This is a genomic window from Amycolatopsis aidingensis, assembly GCF_018885265.1.
GTDB classification, from domain to species: domain Bacteria; phylum Actinomycetota; class Actinomycetes; order Mycobacteriales; family Pseudonocardiaceae; genus Amycolatopsis; species Amycolatopsis aidingensis.
Map to the genome: position 1 here is coordinate 7,230,948 of NZ_CP076538.1, position 25,206 is coordinate 7,256,153.

Here is a 25,206-nt window from a genome sequence, read left to right on the forward strand (position 1 = left end):
GTGAGGTCGTGGCCACCGCTGACCAGGTAAAAGCCATGGTTAAGAGTCATGCGGAAGGCGACGATACCCGCTTCTACTCCGTGGCACTGCAGGTCGCTGCCGGTGCGGCGCGGCAAGGACAGAACCGGTTCGCCCAGGATCTGCGAGACCTTGTCGACACGCTGCGTACACAGCAAGGCCGTAACTCGACGGCGACGCGTCCGGTTCCGGTCGTCCAACCGCGCGGCGAGCTGGCGCAGCTGCTGACAGTCACCTACCCGCAGAACCTCCTCGCCGACCTGGCGCTCGAGGAGAACGTTCGGGAACGCCTTGCCCGCGTGCTGCTGGAGCAACGACAAAGTGACCGCCTCCGATCCCACGGCTTCCAGCCCCTGCGGCGGTTGCTGCTCACCGGCCCCCCGGGAACCGGCAAGACCATGTCGGCACACGTGCTGGCCGGCGAGCTGCGGCTTCCCCTGTTCATGATCCGGCTCGACGGGCTGATCACCAAGTTTATGGGGGAGACGGCCGCAAAGCTACGGCTGATCTTCGACGCGCTCTCGGAGACCCGCGGCGTCTACTTGTTCGACGAGGTCGACGCCCTCGCGGGTGACCGCGCCGTCGGCAACGACGTCGGCGAAATCCGGCGGGTGCTGAACTCGTTCCTGCAGTTCCTCGAGGTCGACACCTCCGACAGCTTGCTCGTGGCCACGACCAACCACCCGCAACTACTCGATCGGGCGATGTTCCGCAGGTTCGACGCGGTGATCGACTACCCGCTTCCCGCTGGCGACGTGGTGCGCGACGTGATACGAGCCCGTCTGGCCAACGTCCCTACCGGTCGGCTGAGCTGGGCAAAGGTAGACGCCGTTGCCGACGGTCTCAGCCACGGCGAGATCACCATCGCCGCGGATCTGGCAGCCAAGGAAGCGATCCTGGCTGGCGACGGCCGGGTCACCACGACGAGCCTCTGTGCGGCGCTGCAGGAGCGGCGCCAGCACCTGCTCGGCTGACCCGCGGGCAACGTCATGCCAGAACCTCGTGACCGCCCCCACCTGTTCATCCCGGTCCCAGCGCAAGCCGCCGACTACTCGCCGCCGCGGCGTGCGATCAAAGGCCCAGCAATTCCCGTACCCGCCGACCGGCGTCAACACGGCCAGCAGTTGCACGACGCCCTGCACGAGGTCGACGCCGACGCCGAGGCACGACGGCGTCAGCGCGATGTGCAGGTCGAAGGCGCGGTCGACGGCGTTTACGTCAGCTTCGAGAGCTTCCCCGGGGTGCACCTCGCGCTGGAGACGCTCGACCCCCGGCAGGGCGCCCTGCATCCGGAGCTGCGTGCGGTGCAGGAGGTCGATCTCGGCGGCGAGAGCGTGGAACGAGCGACCGTGTTCGTCCCGCAGGGCACGCTCAACTACTTCCTGGACCGGATCACACGCTACGTCGAAACCGCCGATGCCTCGAAGCCCCGCAATTGGGATCTTGTGGACCGTATCCAGGCGGTGCGGACGGCGTCGATCGCGGCGTTGTGGACCGATCCGCCCGCCGAGTTCCCGGAGCCGGGGCAGCTGTTCTGGTGGGAGGCGTGGCTGCGGCGCCGCGACGGGCACGAGGTGAGCCGGTTTCGCGCGTTCGCCTCTGCCACCGGGCTACGCACCGGTTCTCGCAGCCTGGGGTTCGGGGACCGCACGGTAATACTGGTCGAAGCGACTATCGACCAGCTCGCCTCGGCCGTCGACGTTCTCGACGACCTGGCCGAGCTGCGCCGGCCCCATGACTCGACGCAGTTCCTGGCAGAAACGGACGCGACCGAGCAGACCGCCTGGATCGGCGACCTTGTGGACAGGCTCGAGCCCGCCGACCGCGAGGCGCCCACGGTCTGTGTCATCGACAGCGGCGTTCATCAGGAACACCCCCTGCTGCAGGGCTCTCTGCCCCGGGAGGACTGCCACACCGCGGACCCGTCGTGGCCGGTGTACGACGACCGGGGGCACGGCACCGAAATGGCTGGCCTCGCGCTGTACGGCGACCTCGGGCAGGCCCTGGCCACACCGCAACTGCTGCGGCTACGCCATCGGCTGGAGTCGGTCAAACTGCTCCCACCACCGCCGCAGCAGAACGCCCCTGATCTCTACGGCGCGGTCACCGCCGCCGGAACGAGCCGAGCAGAGATCCAGGCACCGGATCGCCATCGGGTCTACTCGCTCGCCGTCACCGCACCCGCGATGACATCGACCAACGGTGCCACAACCGCGACCACCTCCGGCCAGCCATCATCATGGTCGGCCAGCCTCGACGCCCTCGCCGCCGGTCGCAGCGTCCTCGCCGACGAGGATGGGCTGGTGTTCCTCGACGACGCCGACCACGCCGCGAAGCGGCTGTTCGTCGTCTCGGCGGGCAACGTACGATCCTGGCGTCCCGGTGACGAGCACCTCGACCGCAGCGACCTCGAACCGGTGGAAGACCCCGCCCAGGCATGGAACGTCCTCACCATCGGCGCCTACACCGAACTGGACACCATGACCGGCGCCGCCGCCGACTTCGCCGGCTGGACACCCTGGGCGCCACGCGGCGAGCTCTCGCCGTTCAGCCGCACCTCGGTAGCGTTCAGCCGGACCTGGCCGGTCAAACCCGACGTCGTACTCGAAGGCGGCAACGTAGCCCGCTCACCGGACGGCACCACATTCGACACCCCACCGAACCTGCAGCTCCTGACCACCAACGCTCCCCTAGAAACCACGCGACTACTGACCACGACCCACGCCACCAGCGCCGCCACCGCCCAGGCCGCGGCGCTGTCAGCGTCGGTCATGGCCGAGTACCCGGCGCTGTGGCCGGAGACCGTGCGAGCACTGATCGTGCACTCCGCCGAATGGACACCCGCGATGAAGGCCCAATTCCCGCCAGGCAGCAAGAAGGCACCCCGCATCGCCCTCCACCGCCGCTACGGCATGGGCGTCCCCGACCTGACCCGGGCCACCCGCAGCGCCACCGACGCGCTGACCCTCGTCGCGCAGGACACCATCCACCCCTTCGCCGCAGGCGCCATGCGCGAAATCCACTACCACGACCTGCCCTGGCCCACCGGCGTCCTCGCCGACCTCGGCGAAGCGCAGGTCCGCCTGCGGGTCACCCTGTCGTACTTCATCGAACCCAACCCCGGCCGGCGCGGCTGGCAGCGTCGCTACAGCTACGCGTCCCACAGTCTTCGCTTCGACCTGCGTCGGGCCACAGAGTCCAACGCCGAGTTCCAGAAGCGAATCAACGAGAAGGCCCTGGCTGAAGACGAGCAGCGGCCCAGCTCCAGCAACGACACCGGCGAATGGCTCTTTGGCCCTGATCACCAACGCGCACCGGGGTCCTTGCACACCGACATCTGGACCGGCAACGCCACCGACCTCGCCCAGCGCGGCGCTCTGGCCGTGTTCCCGGTGACCGGCTGGTGGAAGGCAAACAAGGCACGCGACCGCAGCGAGGATGGCGCCCGCTACGCCCTGATCCTCTCGATCGAGACGCCGGACCTCGATGTTGACGTCTGGACACCGGTTGCCCAGCAGGTCAACGTTCCGGTCAGTATCACCACGGCAACGTGACTGCCACCGTGGCTTCGTGCAGATCGGCGTTAATGTCCGCCGTATCGAGGAGGACTGCGTGATCGTTCTGTCAAGTTCCCTCACCAGCCCGAAGCAGCTCTGCCAGGATGCTAGCGAGGGGAACCCACGACGCTGGGGACGCCAGCGGAGCAATGCGGTGAGCTGGTCTTTCTCGATGAGCCGGTCGCCGCTGCCGACTTCGTCGCACGCAGAGTGCCGTGATGCACAATGATGGCCTTGTGACGCGCTGGCTGCCGCAGACTGTGCGCCGCCCGTTCGGACGGCGCGCACGGGCTCGCACTGGGCGTCCAACAGTCATCGTCGAGCGAGCCTCGTAAGGAGCCTTGTGAGCAACCTCGGTAGCTTCATCTGGTCGATCGCCGACCAGCTTCGGGGCCCCTACCGCCCCAACCAGTACGGCAACGTGATCCTCCCGCTCACGATCCTGCGCCGCCTCGACTGCATCCTCGAGCCCGACCGGGAGACGGTCCAGCAGTTGGCGGCGAAGTACGACAACCCGAACCGGCTCAGGATCGAGATCAAGAAGGAGACCGGCCGGCCGTTCTACAACACCTCGAACTACTCCTTCGCCAACCTGCTGGCTGACGCCGACGGGCTGGCGGACAACCTGGCCGACTACATCGACCGGTTCTCGCCCGATGTCGACGTGTTCGACTACTTCGACTTCAAGAAGGAGATCCTCGCCCTGGAGAAGGCGGAACTCCTGCGCGAGGTCATCACGTCCTTCAAGACCGTCGACCTGCATCCGGACGTCGTCTCCAACGCCGACATGGGCGATGCGTTCGAGTACATCATCCGCAAGTTCAACGAGGCCGCGAACGAGACCTCCGGTGACCACTACACCCCGCGGGACGCGATCCGGCTGCTGGTCGACCTGCTCTTCGCCGAGAAGGACGTCGACCTAAGGGAGGCCGACATCGTCCGTACGCTGTACGACCCCACCGCGGGCACCGGCGGCATGCTCGCCTTGGGCGAGGAGCACCTGCTCGGGCACAACCCCGACGCGAAGCTGAGCCTGTACGGCCAGGAGTACAACCCGCAGTCGTACGCGATCTGCAAGTCCGACCTGCTCGCCAAGGGCCATGACGCGTCCAACATTGCCTTCGGCAACACGCTCACCGATGACGCGTTCAAGGGCCGCCAGTTCGACTTCTGCATGTCCAACCCGCCCTACGGCGTCGACTGGAAGCAGTACGCCAAGGCGGTCACGAAAGAGCGCGAGGAAGCGGGCCCCTACGGCAGGTTCGCCCCCGGCCTCCCGGCGACGTCGGACGGGCAAATGCTCTTCCTGCTCCACCTAGTTCACAAGATGCGAGCACCGGAGGACGGCGGCGGCCGGGCCGGGATCGTCATGAACGGCTCGCCGCTCTTCAACGGCGCCGCCGAGTCCGGCCCCTCCAACATCCGTAGGTGGCTGCTGGAGAACGACCTGGTCGATGCCATCGTCGCACTGCCGACCAACATGTTCTTCAACACTGGCATCGCCACCTACATCTGGATCCTTGACAATGACAAGCATCCCGACCGCAAGGGCCTGGTACAGCTCATCGACGGCACCTCGTTCTGGACCAAGATGCGCAGGAACCTCGGCTCCAAGGGCCGCGAGATCAGCGACGCCGACCGTGCCGAGGTCGTCAAGCTGTACGCCGACTTCACCGACGCCGACCCCGACTACTCCAAGGTGCTGCGCAACGACGAGTTCGGCTACTGGACCCTTACCGTCGAGCGTCCCCTCCTCGACGAGTCCGGCGAGCCGGTCGTCGACCGCAAGGGCAAGCCCAAACCGGACCCGAAGAAGCGCGACACCGAGAACGTCCCGTTCACCTACGGCGGCTCGACCGCCGGTGCGGCCGGCAAGGTCGAGGTCATCCAGGCCTACTTCGACGCCGAGGTGAAGCCGCACGTCCCCGATGCGTGGATCGATTGGGCCAAGGTCAAAACCGGCTACGAGATTCCCTTCACCCGCCACTTCTACAAGTACATCCCACCCCGCCCCCTCGCTGAGATCGACGCCGACCTGGAAAAGCAGGTCGCCAGGATCCTCGACCTGCTGCGTGAGGTGGAGCAGTGAGTGCGGGTACCCCGGGATGGCTCGCTCAGACTTCGGCGACGTGGCACTTGATGCCCGCAAAGGCGGCTTTCAGGGAACGCCGCGAGCCCAACTTGCCGGATGACGTGCACCTGACGCCGTCTCAGACTTATGGCGTGTTGCCGCAAGCGGAGTTCATGGCCAGGACCGGCAATGCGGTTGTCCAGAACATCCAAGGGCAGGACAGGATGAAGCATGTCGAGCCAGACGACTTCATCATTCATCTCCGTTCATTTCAGGGAGGGATCGAGCGGTCGAGCTACGCAGGCAAGGTCAGCACGGCGTATACGGTTCTGGAGCCGAGCAGGCTTGTGGTCCCGGACTACTTTCGCTGGCTCCTAAAGTCCGACGCCTATGTCCAGGAGTTGCGCACAACGACGAACCAGCTTCGGGACGGACAGTCGATCAAATTCCGGGACTTCGCGAAGGTCCCGCTGCCATTGCCTCCGTCGGAAGAGCAGCGCGCCATCGCCGACTACCTAGACCGCGAGACCGCCCGCATCGACACGCTCATCGAGGAGCAGCAGTGCCTGATCGAGATGCTCCGCGAACGGCGGGCAGCCGTCATCTCATCCGTCTTGGCACCGACCGATTCGTGGGTACGTCGCCGGATCAAGCACATCGGGGAGACCAGCCTGGGGAAGATGCTCGACGCTGGACGTGCGGTCCGCGACGAAGACCAGCCGAGGCCGTACGTTCGGGCAGCGGATGTTCGTGCGGATGGCTCTGTGAACCTTGAGAATCTCAACGAGATGCTATTCTCCGACGCAGAGATGGAAGTGTTCGACCTCCGCGCGGGCGATATCCTCATCATTGAGGGCGGCGCCACGGTCGGCCGTCCAGGATTCATCTTCAAGTCGGCACCGGGAATCGCCTTTCAGAAGACCGTCAACCGCCTGCGGGTCGGTTCGCAGACGGATGCTCGGTTCGTGTACTGGTCGATGCTCCGCCTCTACGAGGCCGCCTACTACGCCAATCACTACGGGTCGGTCTCATTCGTTCACCTCACCGGCGAAAAGCTGAGGGAGATTGAACTTCACCTCCCGCCATTCGATGAGCAGCGGGCCATTGCGGCATACCTCGACGAGCAGGCCGCGAAAATCGACACGCTGATCGCCGAGACTGAACGGTTCATCGAACTCGCTCGCGAGCGTCGTTCGGCATTGATCACGGCGGCGGTGACGGGGCAGATCGATGTGCGGGAGATGGCGTGATGGCCGATCACAACGAGGTCGTCTTTGAGTCGGAGATCTGTGAGTACTTGGCCGTGCACGGGTGGCTGTACTCGGTGGACGATACCGGCTACGACCGGGAGCGGGCGCTCTTCCCCGATGACCTGTTCGCGTGGTTGGAGCAGACCCAGCAGGCGGCGTACGAGAAAGCCCTGAGGGCGGCGGGGTCGGAGGCGAAGTTCCTCGACGTGCTGGCCACGGCGCTCGACAAGCCCCTGGAGCACGGTGGCGGGACGCTGAACATCCTGCGAAACGGTGTGCGGTACATCGGCGGTGGCCGGTTGAAGATGGCGCAGTTCCGCCCCGAGACCGGTCTGAACGCGACCACCAACGAGCAGTACGCGGCGATGCGGGTGCGGGTGATGCGGCAGGTGCACTTCTCCACCGCTGACCAGCGCAACATCGACCTGGTCTTCTTCATCAACGGGCTCCCAGCCGCCACCGTCGAGCTGAAGACCGACTTCACCCAGTCGCTGGACGAGGCGATCAACCAGTACCGCAAGAACCGGCACCCGCTGACCAACGGCCGCCCCGAGCCGCTGCTGTCGTTCGGGCACCGGGCGCTGGTGCACTTCGCGGTCTCCAACGACCTGGCCGCGATGACCACCCGGCTCGATGGCGAGAAGACCCACTTCCTGCCGTTCAACATGGGCCACGACGACGGTGCGGGGAACCCGCCAGCTGCGGGCGGGCGGTCGGCGACGGCCTACCTGTGGGAGCGGGTCTGGGAGAAGCACGCCTGGCTCAACATCATCGGCCGGCTGATGATCGCGGAGACCAAGGAGGAGTGGGATGTCACGACCGGGACGTCGGTGCGGCGTACGAACATGCTCTTCCCGCGGTTCCACCAGTGGGAGGCCCTGACGAACATCGTGGCCGCGGTGCGCGAGGAGGGGGTGGGCCATCGCTACCTGATCGAGCACTCGGCCGGGTCGGGCAAGACGAACACCATCGCCTGGACCGCGCACCGGCTGGCGCGGCTGCACGTGAACGACCAGAAGGTCTTCGACTCGGTGATCGTGGTCGTGGACCGCACCGTGCTCGACGGGCAGCTCCAGGAGGCGATCCGGCAGATCGACGGGTCAGGGAAGATCGTGGCCACGATCAGCCCGGAGGACGTCCGCAAGGCGGGGGCGAAGTCGAAGTCTGGGCTGTTGGCGACCGCGTTGAAGAACGGGGAGCTGATCATCGCGGTGACGGTGCAGACCTTCCCGTTCGCCCTCAAGGAGATCCGGGCCGACAAGGGCCTGAGGGGCAAGCGGTTCGCGGTGATCGCGGACGAGGCGCACTCCTCGCAGTCCGGCCAGATCTCGTCCAAGCTCAAGGCCGTGCTGACCGCTGAGGAGGTTAAGGAGATCGAGGAGGGCGGCTCCGTCGACGTCGAGTCGATCCTGGCCTCGGAGATGACCGAGCGGGCGGAGTCGCGGAACATCTCCTACTTCGCGTTCACCGCGACGCCGAAGAACAAGACCCTGGAGCTCTTCGGCCGCAAGGGTCCGGACGGGAAGCCGGTCGAGTTCCACCTCTACTCGATGCGTCAGGCGATCGAGGAGGGCTACATCCTCGACGTGCTCAGGGGCTACCAGACCTACGACAGCGCGCTGAAGATTGCCGGTCGGGCCGAGAGCGGCGATGGTGACGAGGTGGTGGAGGAGTCGACAGCACGGAAGGGGCTGATGCGGTGGGTGAAGCTGCACCCGACCAACATCAGCCAGAAAGTGCAGATCATCGTCGAGCACTTCCACGCCAACGTCGCCCACCTGCTGGAGGGCAAGGCGAAGGCGATGGTCGTGACCGACTCGCGCAAGGCCGCGGTAAAGTACAAGAAAGCGATCGACGCCTACATCGCCAAGCGGGCCGCCAAGGACGCCTCGTACAACTACCGCACCCTGGTCGCCTTCTCCGACTCGGTGACGATGGCCGAGGACGAGGAATGGGCCTCGGACTGGGGGCCGCAGCCAAGCAAGGACGATGAGTTCACCGAGGCCAACCTGAACCCCGGCGCCGGCTCGGACCTGGCCGCCGCCTTCAAAGGCGCGACGTACAAGATCATGCTGGTCGCCAACAAGTACCAGACCGGGTTCGACCAGCCGCTGCTCTCGGCGATGTATGTCGACAAGAAGCTCTCCGGGGTCACTGCCGTGCAGACGCTTTCGCGGCTCAACCGCACCCATCGCACTGCAGGCGGGGAGCAGAAGCGCAAGACGTTCGTCATCGACTTCGTGAACAAGCCCGAGGACATCCGGGCTGCGTTCGAACCGTACTTCACCAACGCCACCCTGGAGACCGAGACCGACCCGTACGTCGTCTTCCACCTCGCCAACAAGCTCGCCCAGGCCGGAATCTACACGCCAGAGCAGGTGCGCGAAGTCGCCGAACTGTGGGTGACCCGGAAGGGCAACAACGCGCTCTCGGCCGCGATCAGCCCGGCCAAGAACGAGTTCGCCCGCCGCTACGCGGCGGCAATCGAAGCCGACGACAAGGTCACCCTCAACACCCTCGACCTGTTCCGCAAGGACGTCTCCACCCTCGTCCGGCTCTACGACTTCATGAGCCAGATCGTCGACTACGGCGACCCGTACATGGAGATGCTGTCGATCTTCCTGCGACTCCTGGAGAAGGTCATCGCAGACTCATCCTGGACCGCGGAAGTCGACCTCTCCGACGTGGTCCTGGTCGGGGTCAAGCACAACAAGGGGACCGCGGTCGACATCTCGCTGACCGGCGACGGCGAGCTCAAGGGCATCAGCGCAGCGGGCACCGGAACCCGGAAGGAGCCGAAGTATGTCGCACTCCAGGTCGTCATCGATAAGATGAACGACCTCTTCGGCGCCGAGTCGTTCTCCGAGTCCCAGGTCCGGGAGTTCGTGCAGGGCCTGGTGCAGCGGCTGCTCGCCTACCCGGACCTGATCAACCAGACCAAGGTGAACTCGAAAAAGCAGTTCATAGAGTCACAGGACTTCCAAGCCGCGGTCACCGAGGCGGTCGTCGACAACCAAGAAGCCCACAACACCATGGCCGACTACTTCTTCAGCGACGGTCCCGGCATCAACGCTGTCATCGTCGCACTCGCAGACGCCTTCTACGAGGCCGCGATCGATCAGCGTAGGGATGTGTGAGCAACTCCCAGGACACCGGGGTGCGGAACTTGCGTGCTGTTCATCGCCGGATACCAACTCGAGCAGTTCCTCGACAATCGCCATGGCGTGCTGGCCGTGCCTGGCAGTTCGACGACGGCGCCACCGAACGCGACGACATCCGTCGCCGAGTCCTGTCCCCGCGAACTGGAGCTATACGCCACCCTCACCGGGTTCCGCCTCGCAGCGTTGTTCACCGATCCGCTCGTTATGAGAAGAGAGGCTCCCTATTCGGACACCTCCGGTTTGAGCCAGCTCGCTGTCATCAAGTAGCACGTATCGGACCGGTAACAGGATGCGACGATGCTTAACACTCCGCGACCTTTCAGCGCTACGTGTCCATAGCCGTGTCTTCGACGCGGCGTCTTGACGACGCGGGCATAAGCTGAGCTTGGAGCCGAGACGTGGCGAAGCTGGACTTTGAGCAGAACCTGGTGGATTGCGGCTCGGCGAGGTTCATCGAGCTTCGACAGGGGCAGGCTCAGGTACTTGCCGCGTACGCGGCAAGTACCTCGACCGCTGGAGGGTGCGCGGCGACGGTATGTACCTGATCTGTTCTTCAACGCTGATAGATCCGCTCATGGATAGGTTCATGCCCAACTGGCGGAGCCTCCGCGATCAGCTGAACAACGCAACACTGGCACAGGAGCAGTGGGCACGATGCAACCCACCGAGCGAGCCCGCACGGCAGGCCGTCCGGCAACCCGTCGGCGCAGGAGCAACGACGGAGCACCGTGCGAGTCTTGAAATGGCCGATCGGATCGATCGAAGCAGAAAAACCGCAGGTAGAAGGCCTGCCGTCGGTCGATTGATAACGAAAGTGTGGACGAACCCAGGTGATTAAAAGTCCGCAGCTCTACCAATTGAGCTAACGGCCCGTCGGTCGTCAGTCTAACGGGCCGAGGATCAGGCCCGGGGACGCTGGGTCAGGTACGGCGAGGGAGAGTCACCGGCCCGGCTCAGCGCAGTGCCTTCTCCAGGGTGCGCAGGCACATTCCCATCGTGTGATGCTTGTCGGGACCGTGCAGCTGGACGTGCTGCCAAGCTCCTCGCCATCGACCCGCTCTACCGGGAGCTGATCGAGGCCCTGCGCATCACCGGCACCGCCCCGGTGCGGCACCGCTGAGCGCAGGCCGCGGTCACCCGGGCTCCTCGTCGGGATTCCATGCCAGCAGCCGGACCTTGGCCACGGTGCGCAGATGCCTGCGCATCGCGGCCGCGGCCTGCTTCGGCTCGCCCGCCGCGATGGCGTCCAGGATCGCCACATGCTGGCCGAGCGAGCGGGACGGCCTGCCGGGCTGGCGCAGCGATTCGGTGCGGCTTTCCGTGACCTGCTCGGCGATGGACTGCATGAACTCGGCAAGCAGCGAGCTGTGCGCGGCCGCGGTCACCGCCGCGTGGAATCGCCGGTCACCCTCGACGCCGTGGTCACCGGCTTCGATCTCCGCACGCATGTGGTCCAGCGCGGAACGCAGGTCCGCGAGATCGGCCTCGGTCCGGCGTTCGGCGGCGAGCTCGGCGAGCTTGGTCTCCAGCGCCTCCCGCGCCTCGAGCACGTCAGGAAGCCTGCGGCGGCGCTCGACCAGCCGCTCCACCGGCTCGATATCGAGGGTGTCGCGCACCAGGTAGGTTCCGCCGCCGTGCCGCGCCTCCACCAGGCCCTGCACCTCGAGTACGACGATCGCCTGCTTCACCGACGCCCTGCTGACCCCCAGCCGCTGGGCGAGTTCGCGCTCGGCAGGCAGCTTGTCGCCCGCGCTCAGGCCGGCGTCGGCGACGTAGTTCCGGAGCCGTTCGATGACCTGCTCGTACAGCCGCTGCCGGGACATCGGGCGCAACGCCTCGGACACTCGAGCCCCTTCGATCGCTGCTGACCTCGTATCCGGGCAGCCTAACAGGCTCAGGGCGAGTGGCTGAGCCACTGAACCAATCCATCCTTGACATCGGGCCAAGCCCGGCTCAAAGTGGTTTAGCCACTGAGCCACTTTGCCGATGCGGCCGCCGGCAGGTCACCCGACAGCGAACCCAACGACGGGAGCACCGCATGTCCGCCGAACTCATCTCGATCCTTGCCCTGGTGGTGGTGTTCGTGGTCGCCACGACGAGATCCATCAACATGGGGGCACTGGCCTTCGCCGCCGCGTTCGGCGTCGGCACCCTGGCCGGTGGCCTGGACGCCGACGGCATCTTCGCCGGGTTCCCCGGGGACCTGTTCGTCGTCCTGGTCGGCGTGACCTACCTGTTCGCCATCGCCAGGGCCAACGGCACCACGGACTGGCTGGTGCACGCCTCGATCCGGCTGGTCGGCGGGCGGCTGGCGCTGATCCCCTGGGTGATGTTCGCGATCACCGGCGTGCTGACCGCGATCGGCGCGGTCAGCCCGGCCGCGGTCGCCATCGTCGCGCCGATCGCACTCGGCTTCGCGGCCCGCTACCAGATCAGCCCGCTGCTGATGGGCGCCATGGTGGTGCACGGCGCGCAGGCAGGCGGGTTCTCCCCGATCAGCATCTACGGCACCATCGTCAACGGCATCGTCGAGCGGGAGAACCTGCCCGGCAGCCCGATCATGTTGTTCCTCGCGAGCCTGGTGGCCAACCTGGTGATCGCCGGGATCGTGTTCGTGGTGTGCGGCGGCCTGAAGCTGGCCCGGCCGCGAGCCAGGGTGGCCGAGCTCGCCACGGTCGGCGGCGGCTCCACCCCGGCCACCGTCGACGCACCGGCCGCGGGCGGGGCAGGCACTCCAGGGGAGGAGCAGCCGCTGCGGCTGAACCCCGCCCGGGCCGCGACCCTGCTCAGCCTGGTCGTGCTGGTGGTGTGCGCACTGGTACTGGACCTCGACGTGGGCCTGACCGCGATCACGCTCGCCGTACTGCTCGCGATCATCTGGCCCGCCACCGGCAGGCAGGCGATCGGGCAGGTCACCTGGCCGACCGTGCTGCTGATCTGCGGGATGCTCACCTACGTCGGCGTGCTGCAGGAGATGGGCACCATCGACTATGCGGGCAACGGCGTCTCCGATGTCGGCATCCCGCTGCTGTCCGCGCTGCTGATCTGCTACATCGGCGCGCTGGTTTCGGCCTTCGCCTCCTCGGTGGGCATCATGGGCGCGCTCATCCCGCTCGCCGTGCCCTTCCTGCTCGATGGCGCGGTGGGGCCGATCGCCATGATCGCCGCGCTGGCCGTGTCCTCGACCGTGGTGGACGTCAGCCCCTTCTCGACCAACGGCGCACTCGTGCTGGCCAGTGCCCCGGATGTGGATCGCGACCGGTTCTTCCGCCAGCTGATGGTCTACGGCGGGATCATCGTGGCGGCGGCTCCGCTCGCGGTGTGGCTGGTGCTGGTGGTACCCGGTTTCGGTTAGCCGCGCCCGATGAGCCCGGCAAACGGCAGCGAAGGACAAGGAGACCAGGTGAGCGCCCTCTTCCCAGCATTGCGCACCGAACAGGCCAAGACCGCGCTGCGGTTCGGCGACCGCGGGCTCAGCTACGCCGAACTCGCCGCGGTCGCGGGCACGCTCGCCCACCGGCTGCGCGCCAGGGACTGCTCCCGGGTCGCGGTGTGGGCCACGCCCAGCATGGAGACCAGCGTCGCGGTCGTCGCAGCGCTGCTGGCAGGGATACCGGCGGTGCCGGTGAACCCCAAGATCGGTACCCGGGAGCTGGAGCACATCGTCTCCGACAGCGCGCCCTCGCTGGTGCTGGCCGAACCGGACGCACAGCTGCCTGCCGCGCTCGCCGCCCTGCCCCGCCAGGACGTCGAGCTGACCGGCTCGGCAACCGAACCGCCGGAGGAGCCGGGCGAGGAGGCGCCTGCGGTGATCGTCTACACCTCGGGCACCACCGGGCCGCCCAAGGGTGTGGTGCTGCCACGGCGCGCGATCGCCACCACCCTGGACGCGTTGCGGGACGCCTGGCAGTGGACGGCCGCGGATGTGCTGGTGCACGCGCTGCCGCTGTTCCACGTGCACGGGCTGATCCTCGGCGTGCTCGGACCGTTGCGTCGCGGCGGCACGGTGCACCACCTCGGCCGGTTCTCCACCGCGGCGGTGGCGCGGGAACTCGCGGGCGAGGCCACGATGATGTTCGGCGTACCGACGATGTACCACCGGATCGCCACCGAGGTCGGGGACGACCCGGAGCTGGCATCGGCGCTACGCGGCGCGCGGCTGCTGGTGTCCGGCTCGGCGGCCCTGCCGGTGCACGACCACGAGCGCATCGCCGCGGCGACCGGGCAGCGGGTGGTGGAACGCTACGGCATGTCCGAGACGCTGATGAACACCAGCGTCCGTGCCGACGGCGAGCGCAGGCCCGGCACGGTCGGCGTGCCGTTGCGGGGCGTCGAATTGCGGCTGGTGGACGAGGCGGGCAACCCGATCGAGGCCCCCGACGGGGAGACGGTCGGCGAGATCCAGGTACGCGGCCCGAACCTGTTTACCGAGTACCTCAACCGGCCGGACGCCACCGCCGAGGCCTTCACCGATGGCTGGTTCCGCACCGGGGACATGGCGACAAGGGACCCGGACGGCTACCTCCGCATCGTGGGCAGGAAGGCCACCGACATCATCAAGAGCGGCGGGTACAAGATCGGCGCCGGCGAGATCGAGAACGCGCTGCTGGAACATCCCGGGGTGGCCGAGGTGGCGGTCACCGGCGAGCCGGACCCCGACCTCGGGGAGCGGATCGTGGCCTGGGTGGTGCCGCACGGCAGCCCACCTGCGGAGCGGGAGCTCGCCGACCACGTGGCACGGCTGCTCACCCCGCACAAACGGCCCCGCGTGGTGCGTTTCCTGGACGCGCTACCGCGCAACGACATGGGCAAGGTGCTGAAACGTGCCCTCGATGCCTGATTCCGCCCGCGCCGCCATCGAAGCCGTGACCTCGGCGTTCACCGAGCTGGCTTATCCGGGGGACACCGTGGACCCCGGCCCGGACGGGCCGGTCGGCTGGCCGGGCTACGACGAGGCGCGGACCCGCGCGGCACAGCGCACCGGCGAGCGGGAGTCGGTGGTCTGCGGGGTCGGCAAGATCGGCGGCACCGAGGCCGTGCTGGTCTCCTTCGAGTTCGGCTTTCTCGGTGGTTCCCTCGGCGGGCGGACCGGGTTGCGGATCGAGCGGGCCTTCGCCAGTGCCCGCGAGCTGGGCGCGCCGGTGGTGACGCTGGTGGCGACCGGGGGAAGCCGGATGCAGGAGGGTATGCGGGCACTCACCCAGTTGCAGCGCATTGCCCGCGCCACCGCGCTGACCAGGCGCGCCGGGCTGCCGCAGGTCGCGGTGTTGCGGGATCCGGCCACCGGCGGCGGATGGGCCACGCTGGGCGCGGGCGCCGATGTGACCCTGGCCCTGCCGGGGGCGCAGATCGGGTTCGCCGGGTCGCGGGTGCGGCCGCCGGGGGACCCGCACGCCTACACCGCCGAGGGCCAGCTGGAGTCCGGCCACATCGACCAGATCGTGCCGCCGGAGCGGCTGCGCGGCAGCCTGGAGCGCTGGCTACGGCTGCTCACCAGCACGGAGCCGGTGGCACCGGCGCCGCCGCCAGCGGCACTGGGCACGGTCTCCTTGCCGCGCACCGGCTGGGAGGCGGTGCGCAGGGCCCGCGACCCGAACCGGCCCCGTGCGGTGTCCTATCTGGACGCCTACTTCGAATGGCGGGAGGAGATCGGCGGCGACCGTTGCGGTGCGGTCGATCCCGGAGTGCGCTGCGGCTTCGGCCTGCGCGACGGGGTCCCGGTGGCGTACGCCGCGCAATGCGGCACGCCGACCCTGCCGGCCGGATTCCGCACGGCCGCACGGCTGGTGCGGCTGGCCGACCGGCTCGGCATCCCGGTCCTCACACTGGTGGACACGCCGGGCGCGGCCAATGACGCCGCCGCCGAGCAGGCCGGGGCCGGGCCGGCGATCGCGGAGCTGTTCGCCGCGGTGGCCGGTGCCACGGTGCCCGTCACGACGCTGGTGATCGGCGAAGGTGGTTCCGGCGGGGCGCTCGCCTTCGCGGCACCGGGGCACACCTGGGTGACGCCGGACAGCTACTTCGCGGTCATCTCACCGGAGGCGGCGGTGTCCATCCTCAAGCGCGCGACCTCGGAGGTGCCCGCGACCGCGGATCAGCTCCGGCTGCGCCCGCAGGACCTGGTGGACCTGGGCATCGCCCGTGGAATCGTCCGGCGGTGAACACGGTAGACAGCGCCTAGGCTCGTTGGCATGCCGAACGACCTCTCGCCGCGGCTCGCCGCGATCGTGGCCGCCCTGCCGCTGACACCGGAATCCAGGGTGCTGGAGATCGGCTGCGGGCCCGGCGCCGCCGCCAGGGCCGTGGCCGCCCGGCTGGACACCGGGCACATCCTGGCCACCGATCGGTCCGCCAAGGCGATCGCGCAGGCGCGGGAGACCTGCGCGGCCGAGATCGCCACGGGCAGGCTGAGCCTGCGGCAGGTCGCGGCGGAGTCCTTCCAGCTCGAACCCGGTGAGGAACCGTTCGACCTGGTGTTCGCCGTCCGCGTCGGGGCGCTGGACGGGCGGCATCCGGAGGCTGGCAAGCGGGCACTCGCCCGCATCGCCGCCGCGATGGCGCCCGGCGGCAGGTTGTTCATCGACGGCGGTGACCCGCTGCGCGAGCTGCCGGTCACCCCGGCCACGCGGTGAGCCATGCCTGCCGATAGCCGCCGCGAGCAGCTGCGCGACTTCCTGCGTACCCGCCGGGCCAGGCTGACCCCCGCCGAGGTCGGCATGGTGGCCGCTGGCAAGCGCCGCACCCCCGGCCTGCGCCGGGAGGAGCTCGCGGTGCTCGCCGGGGTCGGGGTGTCCTGGTACACCTGGCTGGAACAGGGCCGGGAGATCAACGTCTCGGCCGAGGTGCTGGACGCGATCGGCACCGCCCTGCGGCTGACCGAGCCGGAGCGCGCGCACCTGTACCTGCTGGCCGGGCTCAACCCGCCACCGGCCGCGGCGGGTGGTGCCAGGGTGACCCCGGAGCTGCGGCAGCTGCTCGAGGCCTGGACGCCGCGGCCCGCGATCCTGCGGGACCGGTACTGGAACCTGCTCGCGATCAACGAGGCGACCCGGACCGTGTTCGGCTACGACGACACCGACCGCAACTGCCTGATCTCCTTCTTCACCAACGCCCGGTATCGCGGGATGCATGTGCACTGGGACTCGATCGCACCGGCCGCCGTGGCCGCCTTCCGCGCCAGCGCGGCACAGGCACCCGAGGATCCCGAGTTCGGCCGGGTGGTCGATGAGCTCACTGCCGTCAGCCCCGAGTTCGCCGAGATGTGGGCGCGGCACGAGGTGGGCGTCCCTGCCCAGGCGGTGAAGGCGGTCCGGCATCCGGAGGCAGGCGAGTTGTTCTTCGACCTGACCACGTTGACCCCGGCCGACCATCCTGGCTGGTACCTGGAGCTGTACAACCCGCGTCCGGGCACCGGGACCGGCGAGCGGCTCGGCTGCCCGGACTGACCGGCATCAGGGTGGTGGTGGCACACCCAGGTTTCCCGCGCACTGTATGGTCCGCGCGCCGGTGGGCAGGCTGGATCCCATGACACGCAACGTTTCCCGGTTCGAAGACAAGATCGCATTGGTCACCGGCGGCACCAGTGGCATGGGGCTGGTCACCGCGCGACGGCTGCTCACCGAGGGTGCGCGGGTGGTCATCACCGGCCGGGACCGCGCCCGGCTGGATGCCGCCGCGGCCGAGCTGGACGGCGGCGACCGGCTGCTCGCGGTGCCCGGCGATGTGGCGGACCTGGCCGGGCTGGACGCGCTGATGGCCACGATCCGGGACCGGTACGGGCGGCTGGACGTGCTCTTCGCCAACGCGGGGATCGCGGCGTTCCGGCCCACCAGCGAGATCACCGAGGCCGAGTTCGACCGGATGCTGGACATCAACCTGAAGGGGGTGTTCTTCACCGTCCAGAAGGCCCTGCCGCTGCTGTCCGAGCAGGCCGCGATCGTGCTCAACGCCTCCTGGACGGTGCACCGCGGCATGTCCGGCGCCGCGCTCTACGCGGCGACCAAGGCCGCGGTGCACAACCTGGCACACACCCTCGCTGCCGAGCTGGCGCCAAGGGGGATCCGGGTCAACTCGGTCAGCCCCGGCTACATCGAGACCCCGATGTACCACGAGAACGTCCCCGCCGAGGCGCAGCCCGCGGTCGCCGCCACGGTGGCCGCGGGCCGGGTCGGCACCGCCGATGAGGTGGCGGCCGCGGTTGCCTTCCTGGCCTCGGCGGAGGCGTCCTATGTCAATGGTCAGGACCTGATCATCGACGGCGGCCTGGTCGCAGCCGCGCGCTGAGCGTCCACCGTCAGATGCCGCAACTGGGCGCGTCCCAGTACCGGCTGGAGCGGTGATCGGCGTGGATGTGGTCGTTGTGCCCAGGGAAGCCGGGGCCGAGGATCCCGCGGAAACCGTGGTGCCGGGCGCGTTTGGCCAGGGTGCACAGCGAGTGCGGGCCCGCGCCGAGGTCCGCGGCGTGGCCGTAGAGGTGCCTGCTGTTGGAGGCGCCACCGACCCGGTTGTTGCAGGCGACGCTGCGGAACCCGCTGGTCACCCGGATCGGCTGGTCACCGAGGGCGTGCCGCATGGCCTGTAGTTTCCACATCGACACCAGCGCGTTCGATTTCGCCTGCGCGGCGGACACCCGGCCGCCCGCCCAGCTGGAGTTGCAGTTGTTCAGCTCGGCGTAGGAAAAGTTCGCCGGGGTGCAGTCGTTGTCCTGCAGGTCGTAGATCTTGCCGAAGGTCTGCGGGCCCGCGATGCCGTCGACGGCGAGGCCGTAGGCCCGCTGGAACCGGGTGACCGCGGCCTTGGTCGCCGGGCCGTACACCCCGTCGATGGCAATGACGTTGCCGTAGCCGGGGTAGCCGGAAACCCGGATCTGCAGCTGCCGTACGTCGCTTCCGGAGTCACCCTGCGAAAGGGTGCGCCCCCAGGTGTAGCAACCGTCCGCCTGAGCCGGAGCGGCGACCACGGTGCCGACGACGACCGAGGTCGCGAGTCCGACCAGCAACGCGACGAGAAGTCTGGCGATACGTCCGTGCATGACGATCTCCCTTGCCGGAACGAGTGACACTCGGCAGGGTGTAGTAACACCGATATCGAGTCAACGAATCACCCGATCTGTCCTGATCCGGACACGCCAGCCAACTTTTTCCTGAAATGGAGCCAACCCGCGTGCGCGGGGCCGTGATCAGGAGACGCGCACGCCGTTGTCCGCGATGACCTGCGCGTACTGGAACGCGCTCAGTTTCGGGGTACGCCGCTGGGTGGCGTAGTCCACATGCACCAGCCCGAACCGCTTGGCATATCCCTCCGCCCACTCGAAGTTGTCCAGCAGCGACCAGTAGAAGTACCCGCGCAGGTCCACCCCCTGATCCAGGGCCACCCGCGCGGCCCGCAGGTGCGCGGTGAGGAACTCGGCCCGGTCCAGGTCCTCCACCCCGTCCTCGGTCAGCACATCCGGGTAGGCCGCGCCGTTCTCGGTGACATAGAACGGCAGCCCGGGGTAGCGCTGGTGCAGGTCGAGCAGCAGCGTGGTCAGGCCGTCCGGGTTCACCTCCCAGTCGGAGTCGGTACGCGGCAGGTTCCGCCGGGGGAAGCTGACGTGCTCGGCGCCGACCCACGGTGAGGGCGGGCCGGACTCCCCGTCCCGGTGACCGGAGACGTGATGGTCGCGGTAGTAGTTAACCCCGAGCAGGTCCAGTGGTGCCGCGATGCGCTCCAGGTCGCCGTCCCGCAGGTGCGCGGCCAGCTGGTACGGGGCGAGGTCGGCGAGCAGGTCATCGGGATAGGCGCCGCGCAGCAACGGTTCCAGGAAGAACCGGTTCTGCAGCCCGTCGATCCGCCTGGCCGCCTCCACGTCCACCGGGTCACGCGGGTCGGCCGCCTGCACCGGGAACAGGTTCAGGGTGATGCCTGCCTGCGCGGTCGGAGCATGCTCGCGGATCACCTCCAGCCCGTGCCCGTGTGCCAGCAGCAGGTGGTGACCGGCCGCGACGGCGGCGTGCGGGTCGGTGCGGCCCGGGGCGTGCTTGCCCGCGGCGTAGCCGAGAAAGGAGGAGCACCACGGCTCGTTGAAGGTGGTCCAGTTCGCCACCCGGTCGCCCAGCACGCCCAGCACGCTCTCGGTGTACTCGGCGAACCGGTAGACGGTCTCCCTGTTCGCCCAGCCGCCCCGGTCCTCCAGCGCCTGCGGCAGGTCCCAGTGGTACAGCGTCGGCCACGGCGCGATGTCGTGCGCCAGCAACTCGTCCACCAGCCGCTGGTAGAAGTCCAGCCCGGCCGGATTCACCGCGCCACCGTCCGGCCGCACCCTTGGCCAGGCGATGGAGAACCGGTACGCCCTGATTCCCAGGTCGGCCATCAGCGCGACGTCCTCGGCCATCCGCCGGTAGTGGTCGGCCGCGGGATCCCCGGTGTCCCCACCCACCACGGCGCCGGGCTGCCGGCAGAAGACGTCCCAGATCGAGGCCGACCGTCCGTCCACTGTGGTGGAACCTTCGACCTGGAAGGCCGCGGTGGCGACTCCCCAGACGAAATTGTTCGGAAAAGGAACGATTTCCGCTCGCTGGCTGGCCTCGTCACGTAGAACCGACATGAATTACCCCTTCACAGCACCTTGCATGATCCCGGCCACAATCTGCCGGCCGAGTACGAGAAACACGATCAGAATCGGGATCGTCGCCAGGGTGGTCCCGGCCAGCACCAGCGAGTAGTCGATGTAGAAGCCGCTCTGCAGCTGTTCCAGTGCCAGTTGGACGGTCGGGTTGTCCGCGTCCAGCACCACCAGCGGCCAGAGGAAGTCGTTCCATGAGGTCATGAACGTGAACATGGCCAGGATCGCGGCCGCAGGGCGCACCGCGGGAAGGCAGACATGCCAGAAGATCCGGATCATGCTGCACCCGTCCACCCTGGCCGCCTCGATCAGCTCGTACGGCACCGCGCCGACGGTGTACTGCCGCATCCAGAACACCCCGAACGCGGTCACCAGGTTGGGCACGATCACCGCCTGCAGACCCCCTGCCCAGCCGAGCTCGGACATCGCCATGTACAGCGGGATCACCCCGAGCTGCACCGGAACGGCCAGGGTGAGCACGATGAAAACGAACAGCGGTTTACGGCCCCGGAAACGCAGTTTCGCGAAGGCGAACCCGGCGAGGGCGGAGAACAGCACCGTGGTCAGCGTGACCGTGCTCGCCACGATGAAACTGTTGCCAAGCGACTTCCAGAACGGCACCGTGTCGAACACCCTGGCCGCGTTGGCGAAGAAGTTGCCACCGGGCAGCAGCGGGGGAATCTCCTCGGTGAGCATCCCGCTGTCCCTGCTGGCGACCAGGAAGGACCAGTAGAACGGGAACAGCGAGCCGAGCACGAAGGCGATCAGCAGGCCGTACACCAGGAAACCCGGACGGTCCATTCCGGTGGCCCCGGTACGCCCGCGGCGCCGGGCCGGTAGCAGGGAGGCCGTCATTCGTCCACCTCCCCGCTGCTGACGAACCTGCGGGTCAGCAGGAAGTTGACCAGCGCGACGAGCACGACGATGAGGAAGAGGATCCAGGCGACCGCCGCGGCGTAGCCGAGGTCGAAGTTCTCGAAGGCGGACTGGTACATGTACATGGTCATGGTCTGGAACTGGTTCTCGGAGCCACCGTTCGAGCCAGGCAGGGCGTCGAAAAGGCGTGGCTCGGTGAAGATCTGCAACCCGCCGATGGTCGAGGTGATCACCACGAAGATCAGGGTCGGCCGCAGCATCGGCAGGGTGACGGTGACGAACCGGCGAAACGGCCCCGCTCCGTCCACAATGGCCGCTTCCTGTACCTCGCGAGGGATGGCCTGCATGGCGGCCAGCACGATCAGCGCGTTGTACCCGGTCCAGCGCCAGTTCACCATGGTGGCGATCGCCAGGTGGCTGGCGAACCGGTCGGCCTGCCAGTCGATCCGGTCCAGGCCGACCACCTCCAGCACCGAGTTCACCAGCCCGTACTGCGGGCCGAACAGGTTGGCGAAGATGATCCCGATGGCCACCAGGCTCGCCGCGTAGGGCAGCAGGACACCGACCCGCCAGCCGGTCGGCCCGCGCAGCCGGGCGTTCAGCAGGGCGGCCAGCGCGATCGCGATCACGATCTGCGGCCCGCTGGAGAGCACGAAGATGCTCAGGGTGTTGACCAGGGTCTTCCAGAACTGCTCGTCGGCCAGCAGCAGCTCGTAGTTCTCCAGCCAGACGAGCTCGGGATCGGTGGACCCGATCTCCCAGTCGAACACCGACACGTACGCCGTGTACAGCAGCGGGAACAGGCCGACCAGCCCGAAGATGACGAAGAACGGCGCGATGTAGAGGTACGGGGAGTACTTCACGTCCCAGCGGTTGAGGCGCTGCCGCCATCGCCGGGGAGTGCCGGCGCGCCGCTCCCGATCCGGCCGCTGCCGCCGTGGAGTGTCCACCACGGTGCGTGTCGTCATGCGTTGCCTTCCTCGATGAGCCCGCGGGTTCGCCGCGACGGTGAGCCGCCCCGGCGAACCCGCGACAGAACTACCTGCCGACCCGTTTCGCCCCGTTGACGAAGTTGTTCCAGGCCTCATCCGGCGAGGTGCCCTGTTCCACCGACTGCAACACCGGTGCGGCGACGTTCTCCTGGATCTGCCCGTCGCCCGGTCCCTTGTACTGGGCGGAGGGGACCTTCTTGGCCTGCTCCGCGAACAGGGCACCGACCTCGGCGCCGCCGAAGTACTCGTTGCTGTGCTCCCGCAGCTCCGTCGACTCCAGCGCCTGCACCTGGCTCGGGAAAGTGCCCTTGGCGCGGAAGGCACGTAGTTGCTGTTCCGGCGCGGTCAGCCAGGCGGCCAGCTCGGCGGCCTCCTCCGGATGCGCGCTCTGCTTCGGCACGGTCAGGTAGGAGCCACCCCAGTTCCCGCCACCGCCGGGGAAGGCGTCGGTGACCGCCCACTTGCCCTTGTGCTTGGCGCCTGCCTGCTCCTCGATCACGCCGAGCATCCAGGCCGGGCACGTCTTGGTGGCGAAGGCGCCCTGCTTGAACCCGCTGTTCCACTCGTTGCTGAACGCGGTCAGGCCCGCCGACTGGCCGCGTTCCACCGCCGCGGTCACCTGGTCCCATGCCTGTTTGATCTCGGGGTTGCGCTCCACCGTGAGGTTGTCCTGCCGGTCGAAGTAGCCGACCTCGAGCTGGTTCACCATCGCGTTGAAGTTCTGCGCCGCCGAGTCGAACCAGGCGACGTCCGAGTTCGCGATGAAGTCGTCCCCCGCCGCGAAGTAGCTCTCCCAGGTCTGGAACAGCGGTTTGACGCTCTCCGGATCCGATGGCAGGCCCGCGGCCTCGAACATGTCCTTGCGGTAGCACATCGCCAGTGGCCCGATATCGGTCCCGTAGCCGAGCAGGCTGCCGTCCTTGGCCTTGCCGGCCTCGTACTTCCAGTCCAGCCACCGGTCCGGGCCGACGCCCTCCGGCCCGATCTCCTCCAGGTTGTGGAACTGGCCCGCCTTGTCCAGGATGTCGGCGAGGTGCCCCTCCTCGACCGCCTCGATATCGGCGAGGCCGGAGCCCGCGCCGAGCTTGGTGATCAGGTTCTGGTGGTGTGGCCCCGCCTGCCCGGTCTTGCGGTGGCTGATGGTGATCTCCGGGTGCGCCGCGTCGTACTCCTGCAGCAGCTCCTCATAGCCGAACTCGGTGAAGGTCGCGATGCTGAGTTCGACCGGCCCTTCGCCGTCAGCGGAGCCGGTCTCGTCGGAACCGCCACAGGCGGACGCCACCATTGCCGCCGTTGCCAGCATCGTCGTCAGAATCAGGCCCCGTCTCCGCTGTTCTCGCACGGTAACCCCTCGTCAATTGGCTGATGGATCAGGTCGAGCATTCACTGGGAGCGCTCTCAGTGGTGCGCCGAGTCTGTACCCGGGCCGCACCGCTGTCAAGGAACGGAATCCGGCCGTTATCTCCGGATCTGGTGGAGCGGGTGACGGGCGGTCACGCCTGGGCCGCTAGCGTTTGGGAGCGCTCCAAAAGCTTCTGGAGCAGGTGGTGGGTCCGGTCAGGCCGACTCGCGGCAGACCAGCTCGGTCGGCAGGATCACCGGGTCGAGCTGCCTGCCCGAGTGGTCGAGCTGGGTGATCAGCAGCCGGGCGAGCTCGCGGCCCATCTCGTGCACCGGCTGGCTCACGCTGGTGAGCGTCGGATCGGTGTTGCGCGCCACGTCCGAGTCGTCGAAGCCGATCAGTGCGACATCGTCCGGGACCCGGCGGCCGGTGGCCCGCAACGCGCGCAGGGCCCCGGCCGCCATCAGGTCGCTGGCCGCGAACACGGCGTCGACCTCCGGATCCTTACCGAGGAGCTGGTGCATCGCGTGCTCGCCGCTGGCCTGCCCGAAGTCGCCCTGGGCCACCAGCCTGGTCACCCCGCGCCGCCCCTTCAACGCCGCGCGGTAGCCCGCGAGCCGGTCGATGCCGACCGACATGTCCTGCGGGCCGGTGATCGTGGCGATCCGGCGGCGGCCCTGCGCGTAGAGGTACTCGGTGGCGGACCGCGCGCCCGCCAGGTTGTCCGCGTCCACATAGGGGACGTCGCCCATATCGGACATCGGCCTGCCGTTCAGCGCCACCGGCGCACCGGCGGCCACCAGGTTGCGCGGCAGCGGATCGTCGCCGTGCAGCGAGATCAGGGCCACCCCGTCCACATGACCGTTGCGCACCAGCTGCTCCACCCGGTCGTGCTGACGTGCCGTGCTGGCCATCATCAGGTTCAGCTGCAGCGGGGTGGTGGACAGCTCCTGGCTGAGCCCGCGCACCAGCGCGGCGAAGAAGGGTTCACCGAAGACCCGCGCCTCGGACTCCGAGACCACCAGCAGCACGGTGTCGCTGCGCCGGGTCACCAGGCTGCGCGCGGCCTGGTTCGGCACGTAGCCGAGCTTGCGGATCGCATCCTGGACCGCCTTCAGCTTGCCCGCACTGACTTCCAGCGAGCCATTGACCACACGGGACACGGTGCCGCGGGAGACGCCCGCCTCGGCGGCGACCTGCTCGAGTGTCGGCCGCCCACTCGTCCGGACCCCACCTGAACCCGACATACCGCACACTCCCCTGCTCGACTCGCCGTTCCCCGAATGGTGCGGACCTATCGTACTGGGAACGCTCACGGGAGGGTTCAAGTGTGATC

The 25,206-nt window shown here is 68.1% G+C and carries 19 protein-coding genes; 12 read left to right on the forward strand and 7 right to left on the reverse strand.

The window, feature by feature from the left end; translation table 11 throughout:
* Positions 1–8: 8 nt before the first annotated feature.
* From KOI47_RS33220 to KOI47_RS33245, 6 genes are all read left to right on the forward strand, one after another.
* Positions 9–992 carry an AAA family ATPase gene (locus KOI47_RS33220; RefSeq protein ID WP_216211186.1) on the forward strand — a complete coding sequence of 328 codons (984 nt, stop codon included), beginning with the start codon at positions 9–11 and terminating at the stop codon, positions 990–992.
* A 150-nt stretch (positions 993–1,142) separates the two neighbouring features.
* Positions 1,143–3,572, forward strand: a complete 2,430-nt coding sequence (locus tag KOI47_RS33225; protein ID WP_216211188.1) for a S8 family peptidase — start codon at positions 1,143–1,145, stop codon at positions 3,570–3,572.
* A 346-nt stretch (positions 3,573–3,918) separates the two neighbouring features.
* Positions 3,919–5,664 (forward strand): type I restriction-modification system subunit M, encoded by a 1,746-nt coding sequence (locus tag KOI47_RS33230; protein WP_216211191.1) that lies wholly within the window; start codon positions 3,919–3,921, stop codon positions 5,662–5,664.
* 206 nt (positions 5,665–5,870) lie between these two features.
* Positions 5,871–6,896, forward strand: a complete 1,026-nt coding sequence (locus tag KOI47_RS33235) for a restriction endonuclease subunit S (protein WP_408629969.1) — start codon at positions 5,871–5,873, stop codon at positions 6,894–6,896.
* A complete protein-coding gene (locus tag KOI47_RS33240) occupies positions 6,896–10,033 on the forward strand; it encodes a type I restriction endonuclease subunit R (protein ID WP_216211196.1) in 3,138 nt (1,045 codons plus the stop codon). The genes KOI47_RS33235 and KOI47_RS33240 overlap by 1 nt, the downstream gene beginning before the upstream one ends.
* A gap of 33 nt (positions 10,034–10,066) precedes the next feature.
* Entirely contained in the window at positions 10,067–10,324 is a 258-nt protein-coding gene (locus tag KOI47_RS33245; RefSeq protein ID WP_216211200.1) for a hypothetical protein, read from the forward strand.
* An 866-nt stretch (positions 10,325–11,190) separates the two neighbouring features.
* Here KOI47_RS33245 and KOI47_RS33250 read toward each other — a convergent pair.
* A complete protein-coding gene (locus KOI47_RS33250) occupies positions 11,191–11,901 on the reverse strand; it encodes a FadR/GntR family transcriptional regulator (protein WP_232376420.1) in 711 nt (236 codons plus the stop codon).
* Positions 11,902–12,095: 194 nt separating this feature from the next.
* Between KOI47_RS33250 and KOI47_RS33255 the strand changes: the two genes are divergently transcribed.
* The 6 genes from KOI47_RS33255 (at position 12,096) to KOI47_RS33280 (ending at position 18,340) form a co-directional block, all read left to right on the forward strand.
* Entirely contained in the window at positions 12,096–13,412 is a 1,317-nt protein-coding gene (locus tag KOI47_RS33255) for an SLC13 family permease (RefSeq protein ID WP_216211203.1), read from the forward strand.
* 48 nt (positions 13,413–13,460) lie between these two features.
* Positions 13,461–14,897, forward strand: coding sequence for an acyl-CoA synthetase (locus KOI47_RS33260; protein WP_232376421.1), 1,437 nt, complete (start codon positions 13,461–13,463; stop codon positions 14,895–14,897).
* A complete protein-coding gene (locus KOI47_RS33265) occupies positions 14,890–16,218 on the forward strand; it encodes a carboxyl transferase domain-containing protein (protein WP_216211208.1) in 1,329 nt (442 codons plus the stop codon). The genes KOI47_RS33260 and KOI47_RS33265 overlap by 8 nt, the downstream gene beginning before the upstream one ends.
* Before the next feature lie 30 nt (positions 16,219–16,248).
* Positions 16,249–16,689, forward strand: coding sequence for an SAM-dependent methyltransferase (locus tag KOI47_RS33270; RefSeq protein ID WP_216211210.1), 441 nt, complete (start codon positions 16,249–16,251; stop codon positions 16,687–16,689).
* Between the two features lie 3 nt (positions 16,690–16,692).
* A complete protein-coding gene (locus KOI47_RS33275) occupies positions 16,693–17,502 on the forward strand; it encodes a helix-turn-helix transcriptional regulator (RefSeq protein WP_216211214.1) in 810 nt (269 codons plus the stop codon).
* A 79-nt stretch (positions 17,503–17,581) separates the two neighbouring features.
* On the forward strand, positions 17,582–18,340 hold the full coding sequence (locus tag KOI47_RS33280) for a glucose 1-dehydrogenase (RefSeq protein ID WP_216211217.1): 759 nt from the start codon (positions 17,582–17,584) through the stop codon (positions 18,338–18,340).
* 10 nt (positions 18,341–18,350) lie between these two features.
* On the opposite strand, the gene KOI47_RS33285 is transcribed toward KOI47_RS33280, so the two are convergent.
* The 6 genes from KOI47_RS33285 to KOI47_RS33310 all read right to left on the reverse strand — a co-directional run bounded on the left by KOI47_RS33285 (position 18,351) and on the right by KOI47_RS33310 (position 25,117).
* Complete coding sequence (locus KOI47_RS33285) at positions 18,351–19,088, reverse strand: D-Ala-D-Ala carboxypeptidase family metallohydrolase (protein ID WP_216211220.1); 738 nt, start codon at positions 19,086–19,088, stop codon at positions 18,351–18,353.
* Between the two features lie 147 nt (positions 19,089–19,235).
* Positions 19,236–20,642: a GH1 family beta-glucosidase gene (locus KOI47_RS33290; protein WP_216211224.1), complete on the reverse strand. Its 1,407-nt coding sequence runs from the start codon at positions 20,640–20,642 to the stop codon at positions 19,236–19,238.
* A 3-nt stretch (positions 20,643–20,645) separates the two neighbouring features.
* Entirely contained in the window at positions 20,646–21,461 is an 816-nt protein-coding gene (locus KOI47_RS33295; protein ID WP_232376953.1) for a carbohydrate ABC transporter permease, read from the reverse strand.
* 50 nt (positions 21,462–21,511) lie between these two features.
* A complete protein-coding gene (locus KOI47_RS33300) occupies positions 21,512–22,504 on the reverse strand; it encodes a carbohydrate ABC transporter permease (protein ID WP_216211231.1) in 993 nt (330 codons plus the stop codon).
* 70 nt (positions 22,505–22,574) lie between these two features.
* A complete protein-coding gene (locus KOI47_RS33305; RefSeq protein WP_216211234.1) occupies positions 22,575–23,831 on the reverse strand; it encodes an ABC transporter substrate-binding protein in 1,257 nt (418 codons plus the stop codon).
* Positions 23,832–24,085: 254 nt separating this feature from the next.
* Positions 24,086–25,117, reverse strand: a complete 1,032-nt coding sequence (locus KOI47_RS33310; RefSeq protein ID WP_216211236.1) for a LacI family DNA-binding transcriptional regulator — start codon at positions 25,115–25,117, stop codon at positions 24,086–24,088.
* Positions 25,118–25,206 lie beyond the last annotated feature (89 nt).

What these genes read in the sequence shown, in the direction of transcription:
- KOI47_RS33290 (WP_216211224.1), bottom strand. Translation starts at nt 20,642, where the DNA reads ATGTCGGTTCTACGTGACGAGGCCAGCCAGCGAGCGGAAATCGTTCCT.
- KOI47_RS33310 (WP_216211236.1), bottom strand. Translation starts at nt 25,117, where the DNA reads ATGTCGGGTTCAGGTGGGGTCCGGACGAGTGGGCGGCCGACACTCGAG.
- KOI47_RS33275 (WP_216211214.1), top strand. Translation starts at nt 16,693, where the DNA reads ATGCCTGCCGATAGCCGCCGCGAGCAGCTGCGCGACTTCCTGCGTACC.
- KOI47_RS33240 (WP_216211196.1), top strand. Translation starts at nt 6,896, where the DNA reads ATGGCCGATCACAACGAGGTCGTCTTTGAGTCGGAGATCTGTGAGTAC.
- KOI47_RS33255 (WP_216211203.1), top strand. Translation starts at nt 12,096, where the DNA reads ATGTCCGCCGAACTCATCTCGATCCTTGCCCTGGTGGTGGTGTTCGTG.
- KOI47_RS33235 (WP_408629969.1), top strand. Translation starts at nt 5,871, where the DNA reads ATGAAGCATGTCGAGCCAGACGACTTCATCATTCATCTCCGTTCATTT.
- KOI47_RS33300 (WP_216211231.1), bottom strand. Translation starts at nt 22,504, where the DNA reads ATGACGACACGCACCGTGGTGGACACTCCACGGCGGCAGCGGCCGGAT.
- KOI47_RS33270 (WP_216211210.1), top strand. Translation starts at nt 16,249, where the DNA reads ATGCCGAACGACCTCTCGCCGCGGCTCGCCGCGATCGTGGCCGCCCTG.
- KOI47_RS33305 (WP_216211234.1), bottom strand. Translation starts at nt 23,831, where the DNA reads ATGCTGGCAACGGCGGCAATGGTGGCGTCCGCCTGTGGCGGTTCCGAC.
- KOI47_RS33265 (WP_216211208.1), top strand. Translation starts at nt 14,890, where the DNA reads ATGCCTGATTCCGCCCGCGCCGCCATCGAAGCCGTGACCTCGGCGTTC.
- KOI47_RS33285 (WP_216211220.1), bottom strand. Translation starts at nt 19,088, where the DNA reads ATGCACGGACGTATCGCCAGACTTCTCGTCGCGTTGCTGGTCGGACTC.
- KOI47_RS33280 (WP_216211217.1), top strand. Translation starts at nt 17,582, where the DNA reads ATGACACGCAACGTTTCCCGGTTCGAAGACAAGATCGCATTGGTCACC.
- KOI47_RS33295 (WP_232376953.1), bottom strand. Translation starts at nt 21,461, where the DNA reads ATGGACCGTCCGGGTTTCCTGGTGTACGGCCTGCTGATCGCCTTCGTG.